The sequence below is a fragment of the Vibrio sp. 10N.247.310.23 genome, from assembly GCF_041467155.1.
GTDB classification, from domain to species: Bacteria; Pseudomonadota; Gammaproteobacteria; order Enterobacterales; family Vibrionaceae; genus Vibrio; species Vibrio crassostreae_C.
Genome location: NZ_JBFSTZ010000039.1, coordinates 18253 through 36485 on the forward strand (window position 1 = coordinate 18253; position 18233 = coordinate 36485).

General features: G+C 45.4%; 17 protein-coding genes and 1 riboswitch. Of the genes, 6 read left to right on the plus strand and 11 right to left on the minus strand.

Annotation, left to right across the window (positions count from 1 at the left end):
- Positions 1–114 precede the first annotated feature (114 nt).
- Entirely contained in the window at positions 115–2289 is a 2175-nt protein-coding gene (uvrD, locus tag AB6D93_RS21890; RefSeq protein ID WP_004736649.1) for a DNA helicase II, read from the minus strand.
- A 264-nt stretch (positions 2290–2553) separates the two neighbouring features.
- Between uvrD and AB6D93_RS21895 the strand changes: the two genes are divergently transcribed.
- The 4 genes from AB6D93_RS21895 to AB6D93_RS21910 all read left to right on the plus strand — a co-directional run bounded on the left by AB6D93_RS21895 (position 2554) and on the right by AB6D93_RS21910 (position 4963).
- Positions 2554–2814 (plus strand): DUF2282 domain-containing protein, encoded by a 261-nt coding sequence (locus AB6D93_RS21895; RefSeq protein WP_004736650.1) that lies wholly within the window; start codon positions 2554–2556, stop codon positions 2812–2814.
- A 64-nt stretch (positions 2815–2878) separates the two neighbouring features.
- Positions 2879–3739 carry a DUF692 domain-containing protein gene (locus AB6D93_RS21900; protein ID WP_065584380.1) on the plus strand — a complete coding sequence of 287 codons (861 nt, stop codon included), beginning with the start codon at positions 2879–2881 and terminating at the stop codon, positions 3737–3739.
- Positions 3736–4503: a DNA-binding domain-containing protein gene (locus AB6D93_RS21905; protein ID WP_017061323.1), complete on the plus strand. Its 768-nt coding sequence runs from the start codon at positions 3736–3738 to the stop codon at positions 4501–4503. The genes AB6D93_RS21900 and AB6D93_RS21905 overlap by 4 nt, the downstream gene beginning before the upstream one ends.
- A 1-nt stretch (position 4504) precedes the next feature.
- Positions 4505–4963, plus strand: a complete 459-nt coding sequence (locus AB6D93_RS21910) for a DoxX family protein (RefSeq protein WP_017061322.1) — start codon at positions 4505–4507, stop codon at positions 4961–4963.
- 99 nt (positions 4964–5062) lie between these two features.
- On the opposite strand, the gene AB6D93_RS21915 is transcribed toward AB6D93_RS21910, so the two are convergent.
- The gene (locus tag AB6D93_RS21915) at positions 5063–5344 is read right to left on the minus strand and encodes a hypothetical protein (RefSeq protein WP_009848181.1); all 282 of its coding nucleotides are present in this window, start codon (positions 5342–5344) and stop codon (positions 5063–5065) included.
- Between the two features lie 102 nt (positions 5345–5446).
- Complete coding sequence (locus tag AB6D93_RS21920) at positions 5447–6646, minus strand: multidrug effflux MFS transporter (protein WP_198599892.1); 1200 nt, start codon at positions 6644–6646, stop codon at positions 5447–5449.
- A gap of 101 nt (positions 6647–6747) precedes the next feature.
- Here AB6D93_RS21920 and AB6D93_RS21925 point away from each other — a divergent pair, with 101 nt between their 5' ends.
- Both AB6D93_RS21925 and AB6D93_RS21930 read left to right on the plus strand, forming a co-directional pair.
- Positions 6748–7689, plus strand: a complete 942-nt coding sequence (locus tag AB6D93_RS21925) for a LysR substrate-binding domain-containing protein (RefSeq protein WP_008221529.1) — start codon at positions 6748–6750, stop codon at positions 7687–7689.
- Positions 7690–7811: 122 nt separating this feature from the next.
- Positions 7812–9602 (plus strand): aminopeptidase P family protein, encoded by a 1791-nt coding sequence (locus tag AB6D93_RS21930; protein WP_102333089.1) that lies wholly within the window; start codon positions 7812–7814, stop codon positions 9600–9602.
- Between the two features lie 156 nt (positions 9603–9758).
- On the opposite strand, the gene thiH is transcribed toward AB6D93_RS21930, so the two are convergent.
- The 8 genes from thiH to AB6D93_RS21970 form a co-directional block, all read right to left on the minus strand.
- Positions 9759–10871 carry a 2-iminoacetate synthase ThiH gene (gene thiH / locus AB6D93_RS21935; protein ID WP_102333088.1) on the minus strand — a complete coding sequence of 371 codons (1113 nt, stop codon included), beginning with the start codon at positions 10869–10871 and terminating at the stop codon, positions 9759–9761.
- A 7-nt stretch (positions 10872–10878) separates the two neighbouring features.
- On the minus strand, positions 10879–11643 hold the full coding sequence (locus AB6D93_RS21940; RefSeq protein WP_065584384.1) for a thiazole synthase: 765 nt from the start codon (positions 11641–11643) through the stop codon (positions 10879–10881).
- A 2-nt stretch (positions 11644–11645) separates the two neighbouring features.
- Positions 11646–11855 (minus strand): sulfur carrier protein ThiS, encoded by a 210-nt coding sequence (gene thiS, locus AB6D93_RS21945; protein WP_017061316.1) that lies wholly within the window; start codon positions 11853–11855, stop codon positions 11646–11648.
- The gene (locus AB6D93_RS21950) at positions 11852–12634 is read right to left on the minus strand and encodes a HesA/MoeB/ThiF family protein (protein WP_017062994.1); all 783 of its coding nucleotides are present in this window, start codon (positions 12632–12634) and stop codon (positions 11852–11854) included. Before AB6D93_RS21950 ends, thiS begins: the two co-directional genes overlap by 4 nt.
- Positions 12624–13916: a thiamine phosphate synthase gene (locus AB6D93_RS21955; protein WP_102333087.1), complete on the minus strand. Its 1293-nt coding sequence runs from the start codon at positions 13914–13916 to the stop codon at positions 12624–12626. The genes AB6D93_RS21950 and AB6D93_RS21955 overlap by 11 nt, the downstream gene beginning before the upstream one ends.
- Positions 13916–15865, minus strand: coding sequence for a phosphomethylpyrimidine synthase ThiC (gene thiC / locus AB6D93_RS21960; protein ID WP_102333086.1), 1950 nt, complete (start codon positions 15863–15865; stop codon positions 13916–13918). Before thiC ends, AB6D93_RS21955 begins: the two co-directional genes overlap by 1 nt.
- A gap of 130 nt (positions 15866–15995) precedes the next feature.
- A riboswitch (TPP riboswitch) is annotated at positions 15996–16094 on the minus strand.
- Between the two features lie 62 nt (positions 16095–16156).
- Positions 16157–16540 carry a fluoride efflux transporter CrcB gene (gene crcB, locus AB6D93_RS21965; RefSeq protein WP_017062997.1) on the minus strand — a complete coding sequence of 128 codons (384 nt, stop codon included), beginning with the start codon at positions 16538–16540 and terminating at the stop codon, positions 16157–16159.
- A gap of 100 nt (positions 16541–16640) precedes the next feature.
- Positions 16641–18023 carry a multicopper oxidase family protein gene (locus AB6D93_RS21970; protein ID WP_102333085.1) on the minus strand — a complete coding sequence of 461 codons (1383 nt, stop codon included), beginning with the start codon at positions 18021–18023 and terminating at the stop codon, positions 16641–16643.
- Between the last annotated feature and the right edge of the window lie 210 nt (positions 18024–18233).

The window sequence follows — 18233 nt, forward strand, 5'->3', positions numbered from 1 at the left end:
GAGCAATAAAAAAAGAGCAGCCATTGGCTGCTCTTTCTGTTTTTTATACGGATTACTTTTCAATGCTGAATAGTTTCAGATATCGAACTGTTTTCTACATGCTGAAGTAGCAGATTACAACTGTTCTAAACGAGCATAAGCCGTTACTAACCACTTGATGCCTTCACCGTTAAACGCGACTTGAACTCGGCTCTGCGGGCCACTTCCCTCGAAGTTGATGATAGTGCCTTCACCAAACTTAGGGTGCTTAACGCGAGAACCCAAACTAAATCCTGTTTCGTTAAAGTTCTCTTTCACGGCGGTTTGGCTAAAGCGGCCACTGCTAGCAGGACGACTCACTTGCGCTTTCATACGAACCTCATCCAGACATGTCTCTGGTAGTTCACGAATAAAGCGTGACGGTTTGTGGTACTTGTCTTGCCCGTACAAGCGACGCATCTCTGCGTAAGTGATGTAAAGCTTCTCCATCGCACGCGTCATGCCTACGTAACACAGGCGACGCTCTTCTTCTAAACGCCCCGCTTCTTCGGCCGACATCTGACTTGGGAACATACCTTCTTCCACACCCACCATGAATACCATTGGGAACTCTAGCCCTTTCGCACTGTGCAGAGTCATGAGCTGAACCGCATCATCAAACTCATCAGCCTGACCTTCACCCGCTTCCAAAGCCGCATGAGTTAAGAATGCTGTTAGCATGCTCATTTCATCCGCTTCTTCTGGTTTTTCAAACTGACGCGTTGCCGTTACTAATTCTTCCAAGTTCTCAATACGTGCCTTCGACTTCTCGCCCTTCTCTTGCTCGTACATCGCAAACAAGCCCGACGATTTGATCACGTGGTCGGTTTGCTCATGAAGTCTCAGTTCTATGGTGTCATCTTCAAGTGCATTGATAAGCTCAATAAAGCGGCTCAAAGCACCCGCAGCACGGCCTGGAAGCACTTGCTCTTCTATCAGAGCAATACTGGCTTGCCACATGGTTGCACCACGGTCACGCGCCGCAAGACGAATCGTTTCTAACGTTTTATCACCCAAGCCACGCGTTGGCGTATTGACGACACGTTCGAATGCCGCATCATTGCTGCGGTTACTCATGAGGCGCAGGTAGCTCAAGGCATCTCTGATTTCTTGACGCTCGAAGAATCGCATGCCACCATAGATTCGGTAAGGCAGACCACCTTGGATAAGCGCTTCTTCAAGCACACGAGATTGGGCGTTATTACGATAAAGCATTGCGGTATCTTCTAACGCACCACCTTTCTCTTGCCACTCTTTGATTTTGCTAACTGTGAAACGCGCTTCATCTAACTCGTTATAAGCTGAGTAAACAGAGATTGGCTCGCCATCGTTGCCATCGGTCCACAGCTCTTTACCCATACGCTCAGTATTGTTCGAGATAAGCTCATTCGACGCCTGAAGAATGGTTTTGGTTGAACGATAGTTTTGTTCGAGTCGAACCGTTGAAGCGCCTGGGAATTCATCCAAGAACTTCTGAATATTTTCAATTTTAGCGCCACGCCAGCCATAGATAGATTGGTCATCATCACCCACGATCATCACGCGACAATCCGGGCCCGCCATCATACGTAACCAAGCGTATTGGATGTTGTTGGTATCTTGGAATTCGTCGACAAGAATGTGCTTAAAGCGAGCTTGGTAGTGCTCGCGGATGTGTTTCTTATCGCGCAATAGCTCATGCGATCGCAACAAGATTTCAGCAAAGTCGACCAAGCCAGCACGATCACATGCCTCTTGGTAAGCAGAGTAAATCTTTAACCACGTTTGAGTTATTGGATCATGGTAGGCGTCAATGTGACTTGGGCGCAGCCCTTCATCTTTCTTGCCATTGATCCACCAAGAAGCTTGCTTGGCTGGCCACTGCTTTTCATCAAGGTTTTGCGCCTTGATTAAGCGACGTAGTAATCGAATCTGATCATCTGAATCAATGATCTGGAAGTCTTCTGGCAGTTTTGCATCTAGGTAGTGAGCACGAAGGATGCGGTGACAGATACCGTGGAAGGTGCCGTTCCACATGCCTGACGAGCTGCCCATCATCAACTCTTCAATACGACCACGCATCTCTGCTGCCGCTTTGTTGGTGAAGGTAACCGACATGATAGAGAACGGCGATGCTTGCTCTACGCTTTGTAACCAAGCGATACGATGCACCAACACTCGCGTTTTACCACTGCCAGCACCTGCCAGAATAAGTAGGTTTTCTAAAGGTGCTGCGACCGCCTCACGTTGTTTATCGTTTAGGCCATCGAGTAAAAGCGAAGGATCTATCATTGGATATGCTCACTACTGGGTATTTATACATAAAAGCTGATTATAACCTAAACACTAGGCTGCGTTTAGGATAATAAGAAGAAAAAACAATCAAAAAATAACATCATATAATCAGTAACTTAATAGCTAACACATCACTAATATTGATTTTTTTTATAATGCAGTGAAATTATTTCCGAGTTCTTCCTATCCTTTTTAGTAAGCAAGTTAACAACTTATTAACCTGCGATATAAAAATACTATTAAGTCCTAGAGGGAATGACTATGAAAAATTCTAATCTTGCTGTTACAGCTGCAATCACAAGTGTACTAGCGTTCGGCGGTGCAGTTCTTACATCAGCACCTGCGGAAGCAGCAGCAAAAGAAAAATGCTACGGCGTGGCAAAAGCTGGCCAAAATGATTGTGCAACCAAAACAAGCTCATGTGCGGGTACAGCAAAAGAAGACAACCAATCCGATGCGTTCGTAGTCGTACCTAAAGGGCTATGTGGCAAATTATCAGGTGGTAACACTCAATCATCATAATTGAGCTGCTTAGTATGGTGAGCTGACATTCAGCTCACCTCCACTTCTTGTTAGGAGAATCGTTGTGACTCAAACTCTTCACCCCTACGCAGGGGTTGGCCTTAGAACACCGCACTTGGACTTCTTTAGCCAAAATCCAGCCTTAGTAAGTTGGTTAGAAGTTCACAGCGAGAACTACTTCTTAGCTCAATCACCGCAACGACAACAACTCAGAGAAATTCGTCACGCACACAACATCAGTTGTCACGGTGTTGGGTTGTCGCTAGGTTCTGTTGAGCGCATCAATCAACATCATCTTGTGCAATTAAAAGAGCTCATTGATGATATCGAACCCTTCTTGGTTTCTGATCATCTCAGTTGGAGTCAGAAAAGTGGTCATTATTTCAATGACTTGCTACCGCTGCCTTACACAGAAGAAGCATTGGAAGTCTTCTGTCGTAATGTCATCGAGGTTCAAGACAGCTTGCAACGCCCGATGTTGATTGAGAACCCATCGAGCTACCTATCCTTCAAGCATTCTACTATTCCTGAGTGGGAGTTTTTGGCTGAGGTACAAAAGCGTACTGAGTGTCGCCTACTGCTCGATTTCAATAATATTTTCGTCTCATCTTTTAATCATGGCTTTAGTTGTGAAGAGTACTTAAACGGAATACCAGCAGACAAAGTTGAAGAGATTCACTTGGCAGGTTTTACCAAAAAGAAGCTTGAACAAGGTGAGATCTGGATAGACACACACAGTAAACCTGTCTGTGACGAAGTGTGGAAACTCTACACTGACTGGGTTGCACAACATGGTTTGCGCCATACCTTGATTGAGTGGGATCTCGATATCCCAGAGCCACAAGTTTTATTGGCTGAAGCAACCAAAGCCAGTGATATCTTGTATCAACACGACAAGTTCAACCAAAGGAGTCGCGCCTCATGAGCCACTCCCTAGCAGAGGTTCAATTGGAGTTTGCTAACGCCCTACGCTATCAAAACAATGGTGAGTACTGCGACATAGTGAGCGACCATTTTACCGATGAACAACGCATCCAGATTTACCGTAATAACTTTGTGATCAGCTTGAGCGAAGTTCTGGCAGCAACCTACCCACTCACTGAAATGTTGGTTGGTGAAGAGTGCTTCCAACAGATGGCTCGTCAACATGTCTTACATTATCCATCGACCTCTGGTGATGTCAGTGGTTACGGTGAACACTTTGAACAGACTATCCAAGCCTTTCCTGCCGTTATTGAGGCTGCACCTTATCTCGGTGAAGTGGCTTTGTATGAATGGCAGAAAGATAGCTTGGTAAGGTTTTCGTCACAAGCACATGTCGACCAGAGACCTCTTTCTTGCCTTGCAGATGTACCACAAGAGCAACAAGGCGCTTTAGTCTTTCATCTCAAAGATTCAATAACACTGATTCATTCTAGTTACACGATTATCGCGCTTGAACACGCCATCTATCAGCAGCAACTTGATGGGCTAGACATCAACCAAGCTGAATTTGGGGTGTTAATCCGAGCTGAGAATTCACAGGTTGAGAGCCATAGTTTGAGTGAAGAGAGCCACCAACTCCTCACTGAATTGCAATCAGGTCGAACACTCTCAGCAATCGATCCTTTATTACTACAACATCTGAATACTGTTATGGCGCTAAACGTCATCTCAGGTTTTTCAATCAATGCCGAATTGGAGGCATAACATGGATAACAACACAGTCACGAACATGATGGCTCAATACGACAGTTTGATTGAGAAATCACAGGCACTTTTTGTTCCAGTGCTTCTACTATTTTGTCGCCTTTGGGTGGCGTGGGTATTCTTTAATTCTGGACTCACCAAGATAGCTACTTGGGATAGCACGCTTTACTTGTTTGAATTGGAATACCAAGTGCCACTGCTACCTTGGGAATTGGCTGCTTACATGGGCACTGCCGCTGAGTTAATTCTACCGATGTTTTTAGCGCTCGGTTTATTAACACGACCTATGGCTGCGGTGTTGTTCGTTTTCAATATCATTGCTGTCGTGTCTTACCCTGTATTGTGGGATCAAGGCTTCTACGATCATCAGCTTTGGGGGTTAATGATTCTTATCGTTGTCGTGTGGGGCGCAGGACCATTCTCACTTGATAGAGTTTTGAAAGCGCAGTTCAGGAATTAAAATAAGTTTTCACCTCTTTTGAACTGCTAAAGCTAAATGCTACAGCCCAAACGCAAGAAACCAATCAATTGAGTGGTTTCTTTTTTAACTGGGATAAGCTTACTTATTTAGAAAAGCTTGTAGCTCTTCAGCAGAGATGCCTTGCTCTGCAAGTTCTTTTGCCAATAGCTGAACCTGCTCACCCTTACGAGACTCTACCACACGCTGAAATTGGTAAATGATATCTCGCAAAGTATCGATTGGAACTTGTTTTGCCGCACTGCGAATACGCTCTTCACTTTGGTTGCCTAGCTCTTTAAGCAGTTTACCAAACATGACCTTTTCAGGTGCATCTTCCATTTGTTCTAAGACGCGCGCCATTTCGTAGGTTGTTAATGACATTACAGTATTTTCCGTTGGGGACTAACGTTTCAATGAGTGACAAATATACCATGTTTTAACGTTTCGAAAACCGCCATTTGTATATTTTGTCACCCTTGTAACTTATGCCTTAGCAAACGTCGTGTGCCAAGACTTACCCGCTTTGCTCGCAAGCACTAATAACGCAGGAACAATCAGGAACATTTGCAGAGCAATCATCACTTGCGACGTTAAATCAAGACGTTGCATGGTACCCACAAGAAGCCCTGAACCGCTCATTTGGAACAAGCCAAGCAGCGCAGCAGCTGTACCCGCACGGTCACCGAAAGGTTCTAGAGCTTTACCTGCCGCAGCACCAAGAATCCAAGCAAAGCCAACTGACGATAAGAAGATCGGTAGCATGAACGCGATTGGAGTAGCGTGCTCAGCAAGCACCAACATAATCACACCCGCTAAGCCCAGCGTCGAGATACCAACCACCAGTGCTTTATAGGTACCAAAACGGTCCATAAATTTAGGTGCAGTAAACGCAGCTGCAATGTTGATGGCCGCATTAACACCAAACCAGAAAGTAAACTCTTTCATGGTTAAGCCAAGGTTCTCCATCAACACAACCGGTGCTGAGGTTACATAAGCGAGGATCACTGCCATCGCCATCAAACATAGAGTTGCGTGGAATAGGAATGAAGGTGTTTTTAATACTGACCAGTAGCGCTCTAGTTTGAACACCGCTACCTTTTCCGTCACCGGGTTCGATTCTTTCATTTGGAAGAATAAGATAGTACCGACAACGACGGCAAAACCCGCCATAAAGCTGAAGTTCGAACGCCAGCCAAATTGATGAGTTAACCAAGCGCCAAGAATCGGTGCCAATGCAGGAATAAAGCAAATAGCACCATTAAGGTAGCTGATCATTCGGCCACTCTTCTCTGGACCAAATAGATCGCGAACCGTTGCAAAGGCAGCTACAGAAGTCGCACAAGCTCCTAAGCCTTGTAGCAGCCGAGCTATTAGCATCATATCAATCGATTGAGCTGCCCACGCCAAGCAAGCACTCAATGCATAGATACTAACACCTCCCAATGCAACGGTTCGACGTCCTAGCTTATCCGCCAAAGGGCCGGCAAATAGTTGGCCGACACCCATGGCAAATAAAAACCAAGTAATCGTATCTTGTGCTAGTGCATGTTCCACGTGAAACGCTGTCGAAATTTGTGGCAGAGCTGGCAGGTAGATATCAATAGCCAAAGGGCTAAAAAGAACCAGCATTGCCAATAAAGCAACCTGCAGTTTACTAGGGGTTGGAAGCGCGTTAGAAGGCACAAGATTCTCCGGATGAGTTAATTTAGGTGCATAATAACCAACTAAAGATATGAACAAAAATGGCATATAATCATTAGCATTATTCCAATAAGGAAACTCACATGAATATCGAGAAACTATCGCGCCTCGACCTCAATCTACTAGTTTGCTTGCAGGTGCTAATGGAAGAGCTGAGTGTTACACGCACTGCACATCGATTGTGCCTGAGCCAGTCAGCGGTGAGTAAATCATTGGCCAAACTTCGCGAACAATTTAATGACCCTCTTTTTACGCGAAGTGCACACGGCCTACGCCCGACACCAAAAGCAGTGTTCCTTAAGCCACGGTTGGAAACACTGATCAATCAACTTGATGTGCTCACCCAACCGGAGACATTCATTCCCAACAACAGTGACCACAGTTTTCACATTGCAGCGGTTGAAAGTGTCTACCCGTTGATTCTTCCTCACTTCTTGCCCGCGATTTTTCGCCAAGCACCGAAGGTAAATATCAACACTCACGCTTGGACGGAGCAAACCTTTAAGAAATTACAGCTTGGTGAACTCGATATCGGACTCACGGGTAAAGACATCGACATCAACGACGCGCGTTTAACCATGTTGCCGCCAGATGATATTTGCGAACAAGAGATCTACCGAGATGCACAGATGTGTGTATTGAGACGTAACCACCCTGCTCTGAGTGGTCAATGGGATCTGGAAACCTACCTTGCACAACGTCATGTACAAGTAAGGTGTGATGGAAACGATCGCTGGCTACTCGATTACAAACTAGCTGACCTTGGTCACCAACGTGATATTGCTATCTCTGTGCCCGACTTCAACAGTGCGGCAAGCCTGTGTACCTACACCGACTTTGTATTTACCGCACCAAGCCACTTCACCCATCTTGTCGCGAAGCAACTCGACTTAGTGGTTGTGCCTCTGCCAATGGAATTTCCACCAATGGCATACACCCTGTTTTGGCACCGTGATAGAGAAAACGACCCAGCCTTAACTTGGTTGCGAGATATCATCAAAGAAAAAACTCTGCACCTCAGATAAAAATGGCGTTCAGCGTTTGCAGCAAACGAACAAAAGCGCTAGCTTATTGACCTAATAAGTCCCCTCGCATTTATATCGACTGTGAGTGTTAACAAGGACCCTAACAATAAGGATAAACACAGATGCACAATATCACTGCGGAACGCGTTACTGCGGTTCGAGCTTGGCTTGAAGCAAACCACTTAGATGCTGTTATCATTCCACATGAAGACGAGTACCTAGGTGAATACGTTCCAGCTCACAACGAGCGACTTCACTGGCTAACCGGTTTCACTGGCTCTGCAGGTGCGGCTGTTATCACTCGCGAAAACGCGGCTATTTTTGTTGATGGTCGCTATACCGTCCAGGTTCGTAAACAAGTACCTGGTGAGCTATTTGAGTATCGCCATCTTATTGAAGAACCGGCTTTAGATTGGATCATCAATTCACTCGCACAAGGCAGTAAAGTTGCATTCGACCCACGCATGCATACGGCGGCTTGGTTGAAAGGCGCACAAGCTAAACTAGCTGATAAAGTAGAACTCACAACACTAGCGGCAAACCCGATTGATGAGCTTTGGTCTGATCGCCCTGAGCCTGTTGTATCTGATGTTCGCCTCATGGCAACCGACGCCGTTGGCCAATCAAGTGAAAGTAAGCGTGAAGAAATTGCAAGCCTACTAAAAGCCAAAGGCACTGATGCCGCTATCCTTACTGAGCTGGATTCAATCTGCTGGTTACTCAACATTCGTGGTTTAGACGTATCTCGTCTGCCGGTTGTGTTATCTAATGCAATCATTCACGCCGATGAAAGTGTCGATTTCTTCTTAGACCCCGCTCGTATCCCTGCAGGCTTTGAAGCGCAAGTTGGTAATGGTATTCGTGTTTCTCACCCATCTGAGCTTGAAGCCCGCCTTCAATCTTTAGAAGGTAAGAATGTGTCTGTTGATTCAGGCACAAGCAATGCTTGGTACACGCTTGTTCTCCAAAACGCCGGTGCTCATATCATTGAAGCAGCCGACCCATGCCTAATGCCAAAAGCCGCGAAGAACGAAACAGAAATTGCCGGCATGAAAGCGTGTCACATCCGTGATGGCGTGGCGATGGCAAAATTCCTATCTTGGATTGATGCAGAAGTGGCGCAAGGTAATCTGCACAACGAAGCGGTACTAGCAGACACAGTACAGTCATTCCGTGAACAAGACCCAACACTGATGGATCTAAGTTTTGACACGATTTCAGCTGCAGGCGGTAACGCAGCTATGTGTCACTACAACCATGAGAACCAACCTGAACCAGGTCAGTTAGAGATGAATACTCTGTATCTAGTCGATTCAGGCGGTCAGTACTTAGATGGCACAACGGACATTACTCGTACTATCGCGATTGGCCAACCAAGTGACGAAATGATTCAGCAATTCACTCTCGCACTGAAAGGTCATATCGGCATCGCACGAGCTCGTTTCCCACAAGGCACTCGTGGTTTCCAACTTGATATCCTAGCGCGTCAGCACTTATGGGCAGAAGGCTTCGATTACGACCATGGTACTGGCCACGGTGTTGGTCACTTCCTCAGTGTTCATGAAGGACCGCAAAGCATCTCTAAGAAGCTAATCGATGTACCTCTTGTTGAAGGCATGGTGTTATCAAACGAGCCGGGTTACTACCGTGCAGATGAATTTGGTATCCGTATCGAAAACCTAGAACTGGTGGTTGAGCTGCCAACTCAAGGTGACTTCTCAGTACTAACGTTTGAGTCGCTAACACGTTGCCCTATCGATAAGCGCAACATCAACGTCGATTTACTGACACGACCTGAACTTGCATGGCTTAATGATTACCACCAGAAAGTATGGAACGATGTTAGCCCATTAGTTGAAGGTGATACATTGGAATGGTTACGCCAATCAACCACTCCACTTGCTCATGCTTAATGCTTAATGCTTAATGCTTAATGCTTAATGCTTAATGCTTAATGCTTAGATAATTCAAACTTAATGAAATGAAAAACGGCCACCTTAGGGTAGCCGTTTTTATTTGTCGATTTAACTTCGTCGATGTTTCACGTGGAACATAAATCTGCGTGTTCGCTAACCAGAGTAAGCACTGTGCCAGTCTCTCCACACAGGATCAAAACCACGTTGACGAATCATTGACTCAACATCGGCAGCACTTCGCTCATCACTTATTTCAAATTGCTCGAGTTCTTCTTCATCAGAAGCATAACCACCAGGCTGGGTTTTAGAAGCCGCAGACATACTCGTGATCCCTAATGGCAGCACGTTATCGCGGAAGGTTGCCGACTCACGAGTAGATAGAGACAATTCAACCTCAGGGTTTAATAAACGATACGCACAGATAAGTTGAACCAACTGTTTATCACTCATAATCGATTTAGGCTGCAAACCACCCTCACACGGACGAAGACGTGGGAATGAAATCGAGTAACGTGTTTGCCAATAAGTACGCTCAAGATAGTCTAAGTGAGCGGCCACGAAGAAACAGTCGGTACGCCAATCTTCCAAGCCAATCAAAGCGCCAATACCTATCTTATCAATACCCGCTTTTGCCAAACGATCGGGCGTTTCGAGCCGGTATTCAAAATCCATTTTATTGCCACGCAAGTGGTGTTCCGCGTAGGTACTTGGGCTATACGTTTCTTGGTAAACCATCACCGCATCTAAGCCGAGAGTTTTAAGCTCTGCGTAGTCATCTTGATCAAGCGGCTGCACTTCCATCGCAAGATAGTTAAATTGTGCCTTAATATTCGGTAGCACTTCACGGAAGTACTTCATCCCGACCTTGGTTTCATGTTCACCAGTCACCAACAATACACTATCAAACTTCATCTTTTTGATAGCGGCACTTTCAGCATCGATTTCATCTAAAGTAAGTGTGCGACGCTTAATGCGGTTCTCCATTGAGAAACCACAATACGTGCACGCATTCGCACATAAGTTTGAGAGGTACAATGGAATATACAACGACATTGTATTGCCGAATCGCTTGCGTGTGAGTGCCAACGATTGTTGCGCCATCTGCTCTAAGTAAGGTTCTGCTGCCGGAGAGATAAGAGCCTTAAAGTCTTCCAAGTCGCGTTTAGGTTTACTCAGAGCGCGCTCAACATCCGCTGCCGTTTTACTGAAGATGGACATACCAATGTCATCCCAGTTGAGCTGTTTAAATCGATCAACAAACGTCATAAGGACACTACTCGTCTAGGAATGAAGTTAGCGGACTAGAAGCAACCGCATGAGACACCTGTCCAGCAAGACCAGAAAGGTAAGCCATACGGCCAGCTTCAACTGCCAGTTTAAAAGCAATCGCCATATCAACGGGTTGTTGAGAAGCCGCAATTGCAGTATTAACTAACACGGCATCCGCGCCCATTTCCATTGCACGAGTAGCATGAGATGGCGCACCAATACCAGCGTCAACAATCACAGGGACGTTCGCTTGGTCGATAATGATCTCTAAGAAGTCTGCCGAAGCGATACCTTTGTTCGACCCAATCGGCGCACCTAGCGGCATAACCGCAGCACAACCCACCTCTTCCAATCGTTTACACAACACTGGGTCAGCATGACAGTAAGGCAACACAACAAAGCCATCTTTAACCATTTGCTCAGCCGCTTTTAATGTCTCAATTGGGTCTGGCATCAAGTACTTTGGATCAGGGTGAATTTCCAGTTTGAGCCAGTTTGTGCCTAGCGCTTCGCGAGCCAAATGCGCAGCAAAGATGGCATCCTTCGCGTTCTTCGCCCCGGAGGTATTTGGTAACAAGTTCACGCCAGCATCAATGATGGGCTGTAAAATATCATCTTGCTCAGAGCGAATATCAACTCTCTTCAACGCCATGGTTGCCAGTTGAGAACCGGAAGCTTCGATAGCACTCGCCATTAAATGTTTATTCGCGAACTTGCCCGTTCCAGTAAAGAGTCGTGATTGAAATGTTTTATCTGCGATAGTTAACATAGTTAGCCTCCTGCAATAGCTTGGAAAAGAGAAATAGCATCGCCTTCATTGACGACCCTTTGTTGCCACTGACTACGCGGGACAACCGCATTATTGATAGCAAAGACACAACCCAGATCGGGTAGTGAAAGCGCTTGGATGATATCCGCTAGAGACGACGATTGTGCAACCTGTTCTGGTTGCTCATTGATAGAGATCGTTATGTTGCTCATTGGGTTTCTTCTTCTAAATAGTTAACTGTAGATGTGCAGCAAACGGGGCATTCACTATCTTGAGTGACACTTAAGTTTTGCCAGTTCATCGTCTGACCATCAAACAGTTTGAGCTGATGTGTTGCAACCTGGAACTCGCCAGTGCTAATACGTTGAATCGCTGCCAGTGCTTGGAGGTTGCCTATGGTGCCAACAACTGGGCCGATGATGCCGCTATCGCTACAACGTGTCGTTTGTGGATGATGACTGAACGGGAACAAACAGTGATAGCACCCTTTCTGCATCTGATAATCAAAGACAATAAACTGACCTTTCCATCCGATCGCAGAACCAGAAACCAAAGGTGTCTTGCTACCAAAACATGCTTGGTTAACCTGCTGACGTGACTCAAAGTTGTCAGTACAATCCAACACCAAATCAGCGAGCATCACCTCAAGCTCAAGCTGGCTCTGAGTCATTCGCCTATTGATGGTTCTCACTTGGTTTCGACCATTAAGCTCAGTCAGTTTTTGCTTCAGAGCTTCGACCTTAGGCGAACCTAACTGGCTTTCCTTGAACGCAACTTGTCGTTGAAGGTTAGACGAATCCACACAATCATCATCAACTAATACGATTTTCCCGATACCGGAAGCCGCAAGATAGAGAGCCGCAGCATTGCCTAAGCCACCACAACCGATGACCAATACATGGCTATCTAATAGATTGCGTTGCCCTTGCTCACCCACTTCAGGAAGTGCGAGTTGTCGTTGATAACGAATGAATTCGAAATCATTCAGCATGACTTAGCTCCTGAGTTACCTCTTTAGCAGCACCTGAAGAACGGTCAGCCATTAATGCTTCGAAGAACTCAATCACTTGTTTTGGGTCTTCGGCTAACGTAATCGCACGTACAACAGCAAGGCTCGATACCCCACAACTCCACACCTGTGCGGCCGTCGACTGGTCAATTCCACCAATCGCAACTGTCGGATAACCGGTGAGTTCTTCTGTGTATGGGATAGTATCAATCAGCTGCTGATAGAGAGATAAACGCACAAGTCCTTGAGGCTTCGATGGCATCTGCTTAGTGGTGGTTGGGAATATATGCCCCAGCGCAATATAGCTTGGGTTGATTTGCACAATGCGTAGCAACTCGTAATAACCATGAGTCGATAGACCGATCTTAATACCAGCTTGGCTCAGTTGAGATAGGTTGGATTCTTCGATGTCCTCTTGCCCCAAATGAACACCAAAAGCATCATGCTTAAGTGCCAATTGCCAATAGTCATTGATAAAAACCTGAGCGTTGTGCTCTCTACCGAGTTCGATAGATCGCGCGATTTGTTGTTCTAAATCTGCTTGCTGTGGGTTCTTAATACGCAGTTGAACTGTGTTAATTCCAAGCTTGAGCAGCCTTTCGATCCACTCAACATCATCAACCACTGGGTATAGTCCTAGGCTACTCTTACTCAATTCCGGGAACGACAGTGATGTTCCTTGGTGCGCCCAACCAACACTAATATCCAGTCGCTCATCTTCGAGAACGGGAATAGGAAAGTTTTGATAGTTTGCTGGCCATGTTCCACGTGAAACACTAGATGCTGCGCGAGCTAAAACCAGTGCATCTTCTAATGGGAATTCCAACGCCAACAAAGTAAGTAACCAAGCAAAGTGACCACGACTATCTAACTCCTGATGAGCTGGAGTTTCACTCTTGATAGCACGATTAGAATCTAGCTGTGACCAGATATCCAATGCAGCTGAGTCATCTAAGACACCGATATAGATGGTATTCGGAGTTTGTGCCAAGGCATCGCGGACACCAGCTAGCGCCACTGAATGACTGTAATAAACGATATGATCAAGCTCACTTGAGCGACACTCCGCCAATGAATCAACATCATGAGCAAAACCAATAGATAACGCTTGCTGAGCATCAACGATAGAGAAGCATTGAGTTGGGCTTACACCCAACTCAACTGCATCGGTTGCCAAGCCTTGTCGCTTAGCAACCAATAGACAGCTTTGCAGCTCTCCCGTTAGCTCAATATTTTGAGATGGGATAAGAATCTTCACTGTCATTATTCCTCTAATTGAGCTTCTTTTGCGCCTACTGCTGGGTGATAAAGTTCAGAGCCAGTATCACGGAACTCTTGTGATTTCTGACGCATCCCTTCCAACGGATTATCAAGCATCTTAATCTCGATAGCCTGATCAGCAGCCACTTGTTCAGTGTCTTTCGCGTACTCTCGAACTTCTTGAGAGATCTTCATTGAACAGAATTTAGGTCCACACATAGAGCAGAAGTGAGCAACCTTGCCCGATTCTTGTGGCAGGGTTTCATCGTGGAAAGAACGGGCTGTTTCTGGATCTAAAGCTAGATTAAATTGGTCTTCCCAACGGAATTCAAAACGAGCTTTAGATAATGCATTATCTCGGATTTGTGCGCCCGGATGCCCTTTTGCCAAGTCTGCTGCATGTGCTGCCAGCTTGTAAGTAATCAAACCAGTCTTCACATCTTCTTTATTTGGTAAGCCCAAATGCTCTTTAGGTGTTACATAACAAAGCATCGCACAGCCGTACCAACCAATCATCGCCGCGCCAATACCAGAGGTAATGTGGTCATAACCCGGTGCAATATCAGTGGTCAGCGGGCCTAACGTATAGAAAGGCGCTTCATGGCAGTGCTCTAACTGCTCATCCATGTTCTCTTTAATAAGATGCATAGGTACATGTCCAGGACCTTCAATGATCACCTGAACATCGTATTCCCAAGCCACTTTAGTTAACTCACCTAGAGTACGTAACTCCGAGAACTGAGCCTCATCATTGGCATCTGCAATAGAGCCAGGACGTAGGCCGTCACCTAGTGACAAAGCCACATCGTACTTCGCACAGATCTCACAGATCTCGCGGAAGTGTGTGTATAGGAAGCTTTCTTGGTGATGTGCAAGACACCATTTCGCGATAATAGAGCCACCACGAGAAACAATACCTGTCACACGCTTAGCCGTCATAGGAACATAACGAAGAAGCAAACCAGCATGGATAGTGAAGTAATCAACGCCCTGCTCCGCTTGTTCAATCAAAGTATCGCGCATCACTTCCCAGTTAAGGTCTTCGGCTACGCCATTCACTTTCTCAAGCGCCTGATACATAGGAACCGTACCAATCGGCACTGGGCTATTACGTAGGATCCATTCACGAGTCTCGTGGATATTACGGCCAGTAGAAAGATCCATTACGGTATCGCCGCCCCAGCGAGTCGACCATACTAGCTTCTCAACTTCTTCTTCAATCGAAGAGCTTACAGAAGAGTTACCGATATTTGCGTTCACTTTCACTAAGAAGTTTCGGCCAATAATCATAGGTTCTGATTCTGGGTGGTTGATGTTTGAAGGGATGATAGCTCGGCCTTCAGCGACCTCTTTACGCACGAACTCAGGGGTAATTTCTTTTGGCAGGTTTGCGCCAAAGTTATGGCCTGGGTGTTGGTGATTAAGCTGTTCATCAGCGAACTTCTGACGCCCCATGTTCTCACGTATCGCAATGTACTCCATCTCAGGAGTGATAATTCCCTGACGAGCATAATGCAGTTGAGTTACACATTGGTCGCCAGTAGCGCGACGAATTCGAGGCAGGTTTCCGTAACGAAGGTCGTCTAGGGTTTCATCTTCTAAACGTTCTTTGGTGTAAACAGAGCTTACATCATCGAGCAATTCCGTATCACCACGCTCTTCAATCCATTGCTCTCGCAACTTAGGAAGGCCACTATAAAGGTCTATTTCATGCGTAGGATCGGTATAAACACCTGAGGTGTCGTAGACATGAATTGGCTCATTAGGTTCGAATACAGGCTCTTTTTTGCTGCCACCAACAAGGCTATCTGCGAGGGATATTTCTCGGACAGGGACTTGAATGTCCGCTCGAGACCCTTGGATGTAAGCTTTTTTTGAGTTTGGATAAGGTTGTACAGATAAAGAATCAATGAAATTCTTCGCTTCCAGTCTTGCTTGTTTACGACTCGACATAGCATTTTTCCTTGGCTTTTAGCCATTATTTATAGGGATAAAAATGCTTGACGGATAAGATGCTACAAGAGGGATCACTGCAAGAAAATGCAGTTGTGATCTGGAGATAGATCTCTAGAAGGATTCTAGTTAGATATCTACTCTTGTTCCCTTCGCAGGTATTAGCCTGATCAGGTTCAACGGATCCCGAGTTAACGGTCTCAGCCATATGGCACTCCGACAAGTACGATCGAGTATATAAAAACGGCTTGGATAAACCAAGCCGAGTTGTTAACAAATCGTAAGAAAGTTTTAAGACTTTATCAGAAGTTGGAAGCCGAACCATGCGGCTGAAATACTGAGAACCACATTGAGCAGTACATTGAGCCCCATCTTGAAGAACGCACCCTGCTGCATAAGAAGCACGTTATCCATCGAAAACGTAGAAAATGTCGTCAGGGCTCCAAGGAAACCAAGACCGATAATTTGTCTCCACGGCTCCGTCGCAACCATCTCATTTTCAAACGCGGCGATGAGCAATCCCATAATCAAAGAGCCAATTACGTTAACAGTCAGCGTACCGTAAGGAAAACCACGCCCTAACATCACAACGCATAACTCTGAAATCAAGTAACGTGAACAAGCACCAAACGCGCCACCGATGGCGATAAAACCTAGAATAGATAACTGACCCATGAATCCTCCCAAACAATAATCCCTATATTCTAGCTTTAACGCCGATAAAAGCGAGGGTAGAAACTAAGAATGCATGCGCAAATATTAAACGTTACAGGTGTCACTTAACTTCAATATATCCCATCAAACCCGTTTTCATGTGTTCTATAACATGACAATGATACATCCAGCGGCCAGGGTTGTCGGCTACAAATGCAGCTTTAGCTCGGCCATTTTTTCCAAGTAACACTGTATCAGTATGGAAAGGTTCTTCAACTTTCTTCCCATCAAGTTCCAATACAGTGAATGTATGGCCGTGAATGTGAATCAGGTGATGATATTGAGTGACGTTCTTAAGATCGAATATATAGGTTTTTTCCAGCTCTAAAGTCGCCAACGGTTCAGGGATATTATCTTTGCTCATCCCCTCCCATGCTCGTTTATTAGTTAGCCAAAACTTAGGCATAGATTTTCCATCTTTAGATACTGGAGAAACCGCCCCTTCCCATTCAAATAAAAAGTCGATTTCTTCTGCATTAGCCAAATCTAAATTGGGCACAGGATTAAGGGGTAAAGAAGGCAGAGAGCGATTCTCAACAAGGGTTGAATCTACAACCTCGAACTCACACAAAGAGAAAGGAAAGCGTCCTTTCATTTGAAGGACGCTAACTCGCCCACCGGCTTTGGGTGCTATCAGTCCAATATCCACTCGCATCCCTGGACCAATTTTATGTTGCGTCAGCTTATAAGGTGTTTTTACAGGGTTACCATCAATGGCAATCACCCATGCCTCAGCCCCTTCGACAGCTATAGGGTAAGTGATCGTATTGTCGACATTAGCGATACGTAGCCTGGTTGTTGCATGTTGTTTTAACTCATAGACAGGCTCATGTATTCCATTAACGCTACTCCACTCTCCTGGCGTACCCATACGAGCACTGAGTCGTGGGATCATTAGATCTTTCCATTGGCCTTTCTTATCTATATGCCAATGTTTAAGCATCAGTGCGTGCTCTTCATCAAACGGCACTGGAATGCTCTCCTCAACGATAATTAGACCAACCAAGCCCATACCAAGCTGCTTAACGCTGTTCATATGTGGGTGATACCAAAACGTGCCAGCATCTGGTGGCGTAAATTCATAAATGAATGTTTCACCTGGCATGATCGGTGGTTGGCTCAAGAAGGGAACCCCATCCATTTCGATAGGAATCCTTAAACCATGCCAATGAATAGTTGTCGGTTCTGATAGCTTGTTGGTAAAACGGATCGTTACCTTTTCACCTTGTCGACATCGAATCGTTGGTGCTGGAATCTGACCATTAAAGCCTAGAATATCAGTCTCAAACCCCGTCACGAGTTCAGCGGTTGAAGGTTCTGCCGTTAAGTCATAAACATACTTTCCTTGTTCATCAACCGACCGTTTCATTGAGCAAGCGGGCAGTACAGTGAGTGCAGATATAGCGAGAGATGATTGAATAAACTTACGACGGGAGATACCCATATTTGTTGCCTTTTAGTAATAACGACCAAAATGTAACAAAATATTGAGAATAATTCTCATAAAGAAGTGTGGATTGTGTTGTTAATTGCTTATAAAAGAGACTGAGATAAGTAAGCACTTACATTTCTAAGACAATATTCTATTCAAGGTAGGTAATACCAATTAAAGTAAAAATGTGATCTAATTAAGATTGATGAATTATTGTGAAAT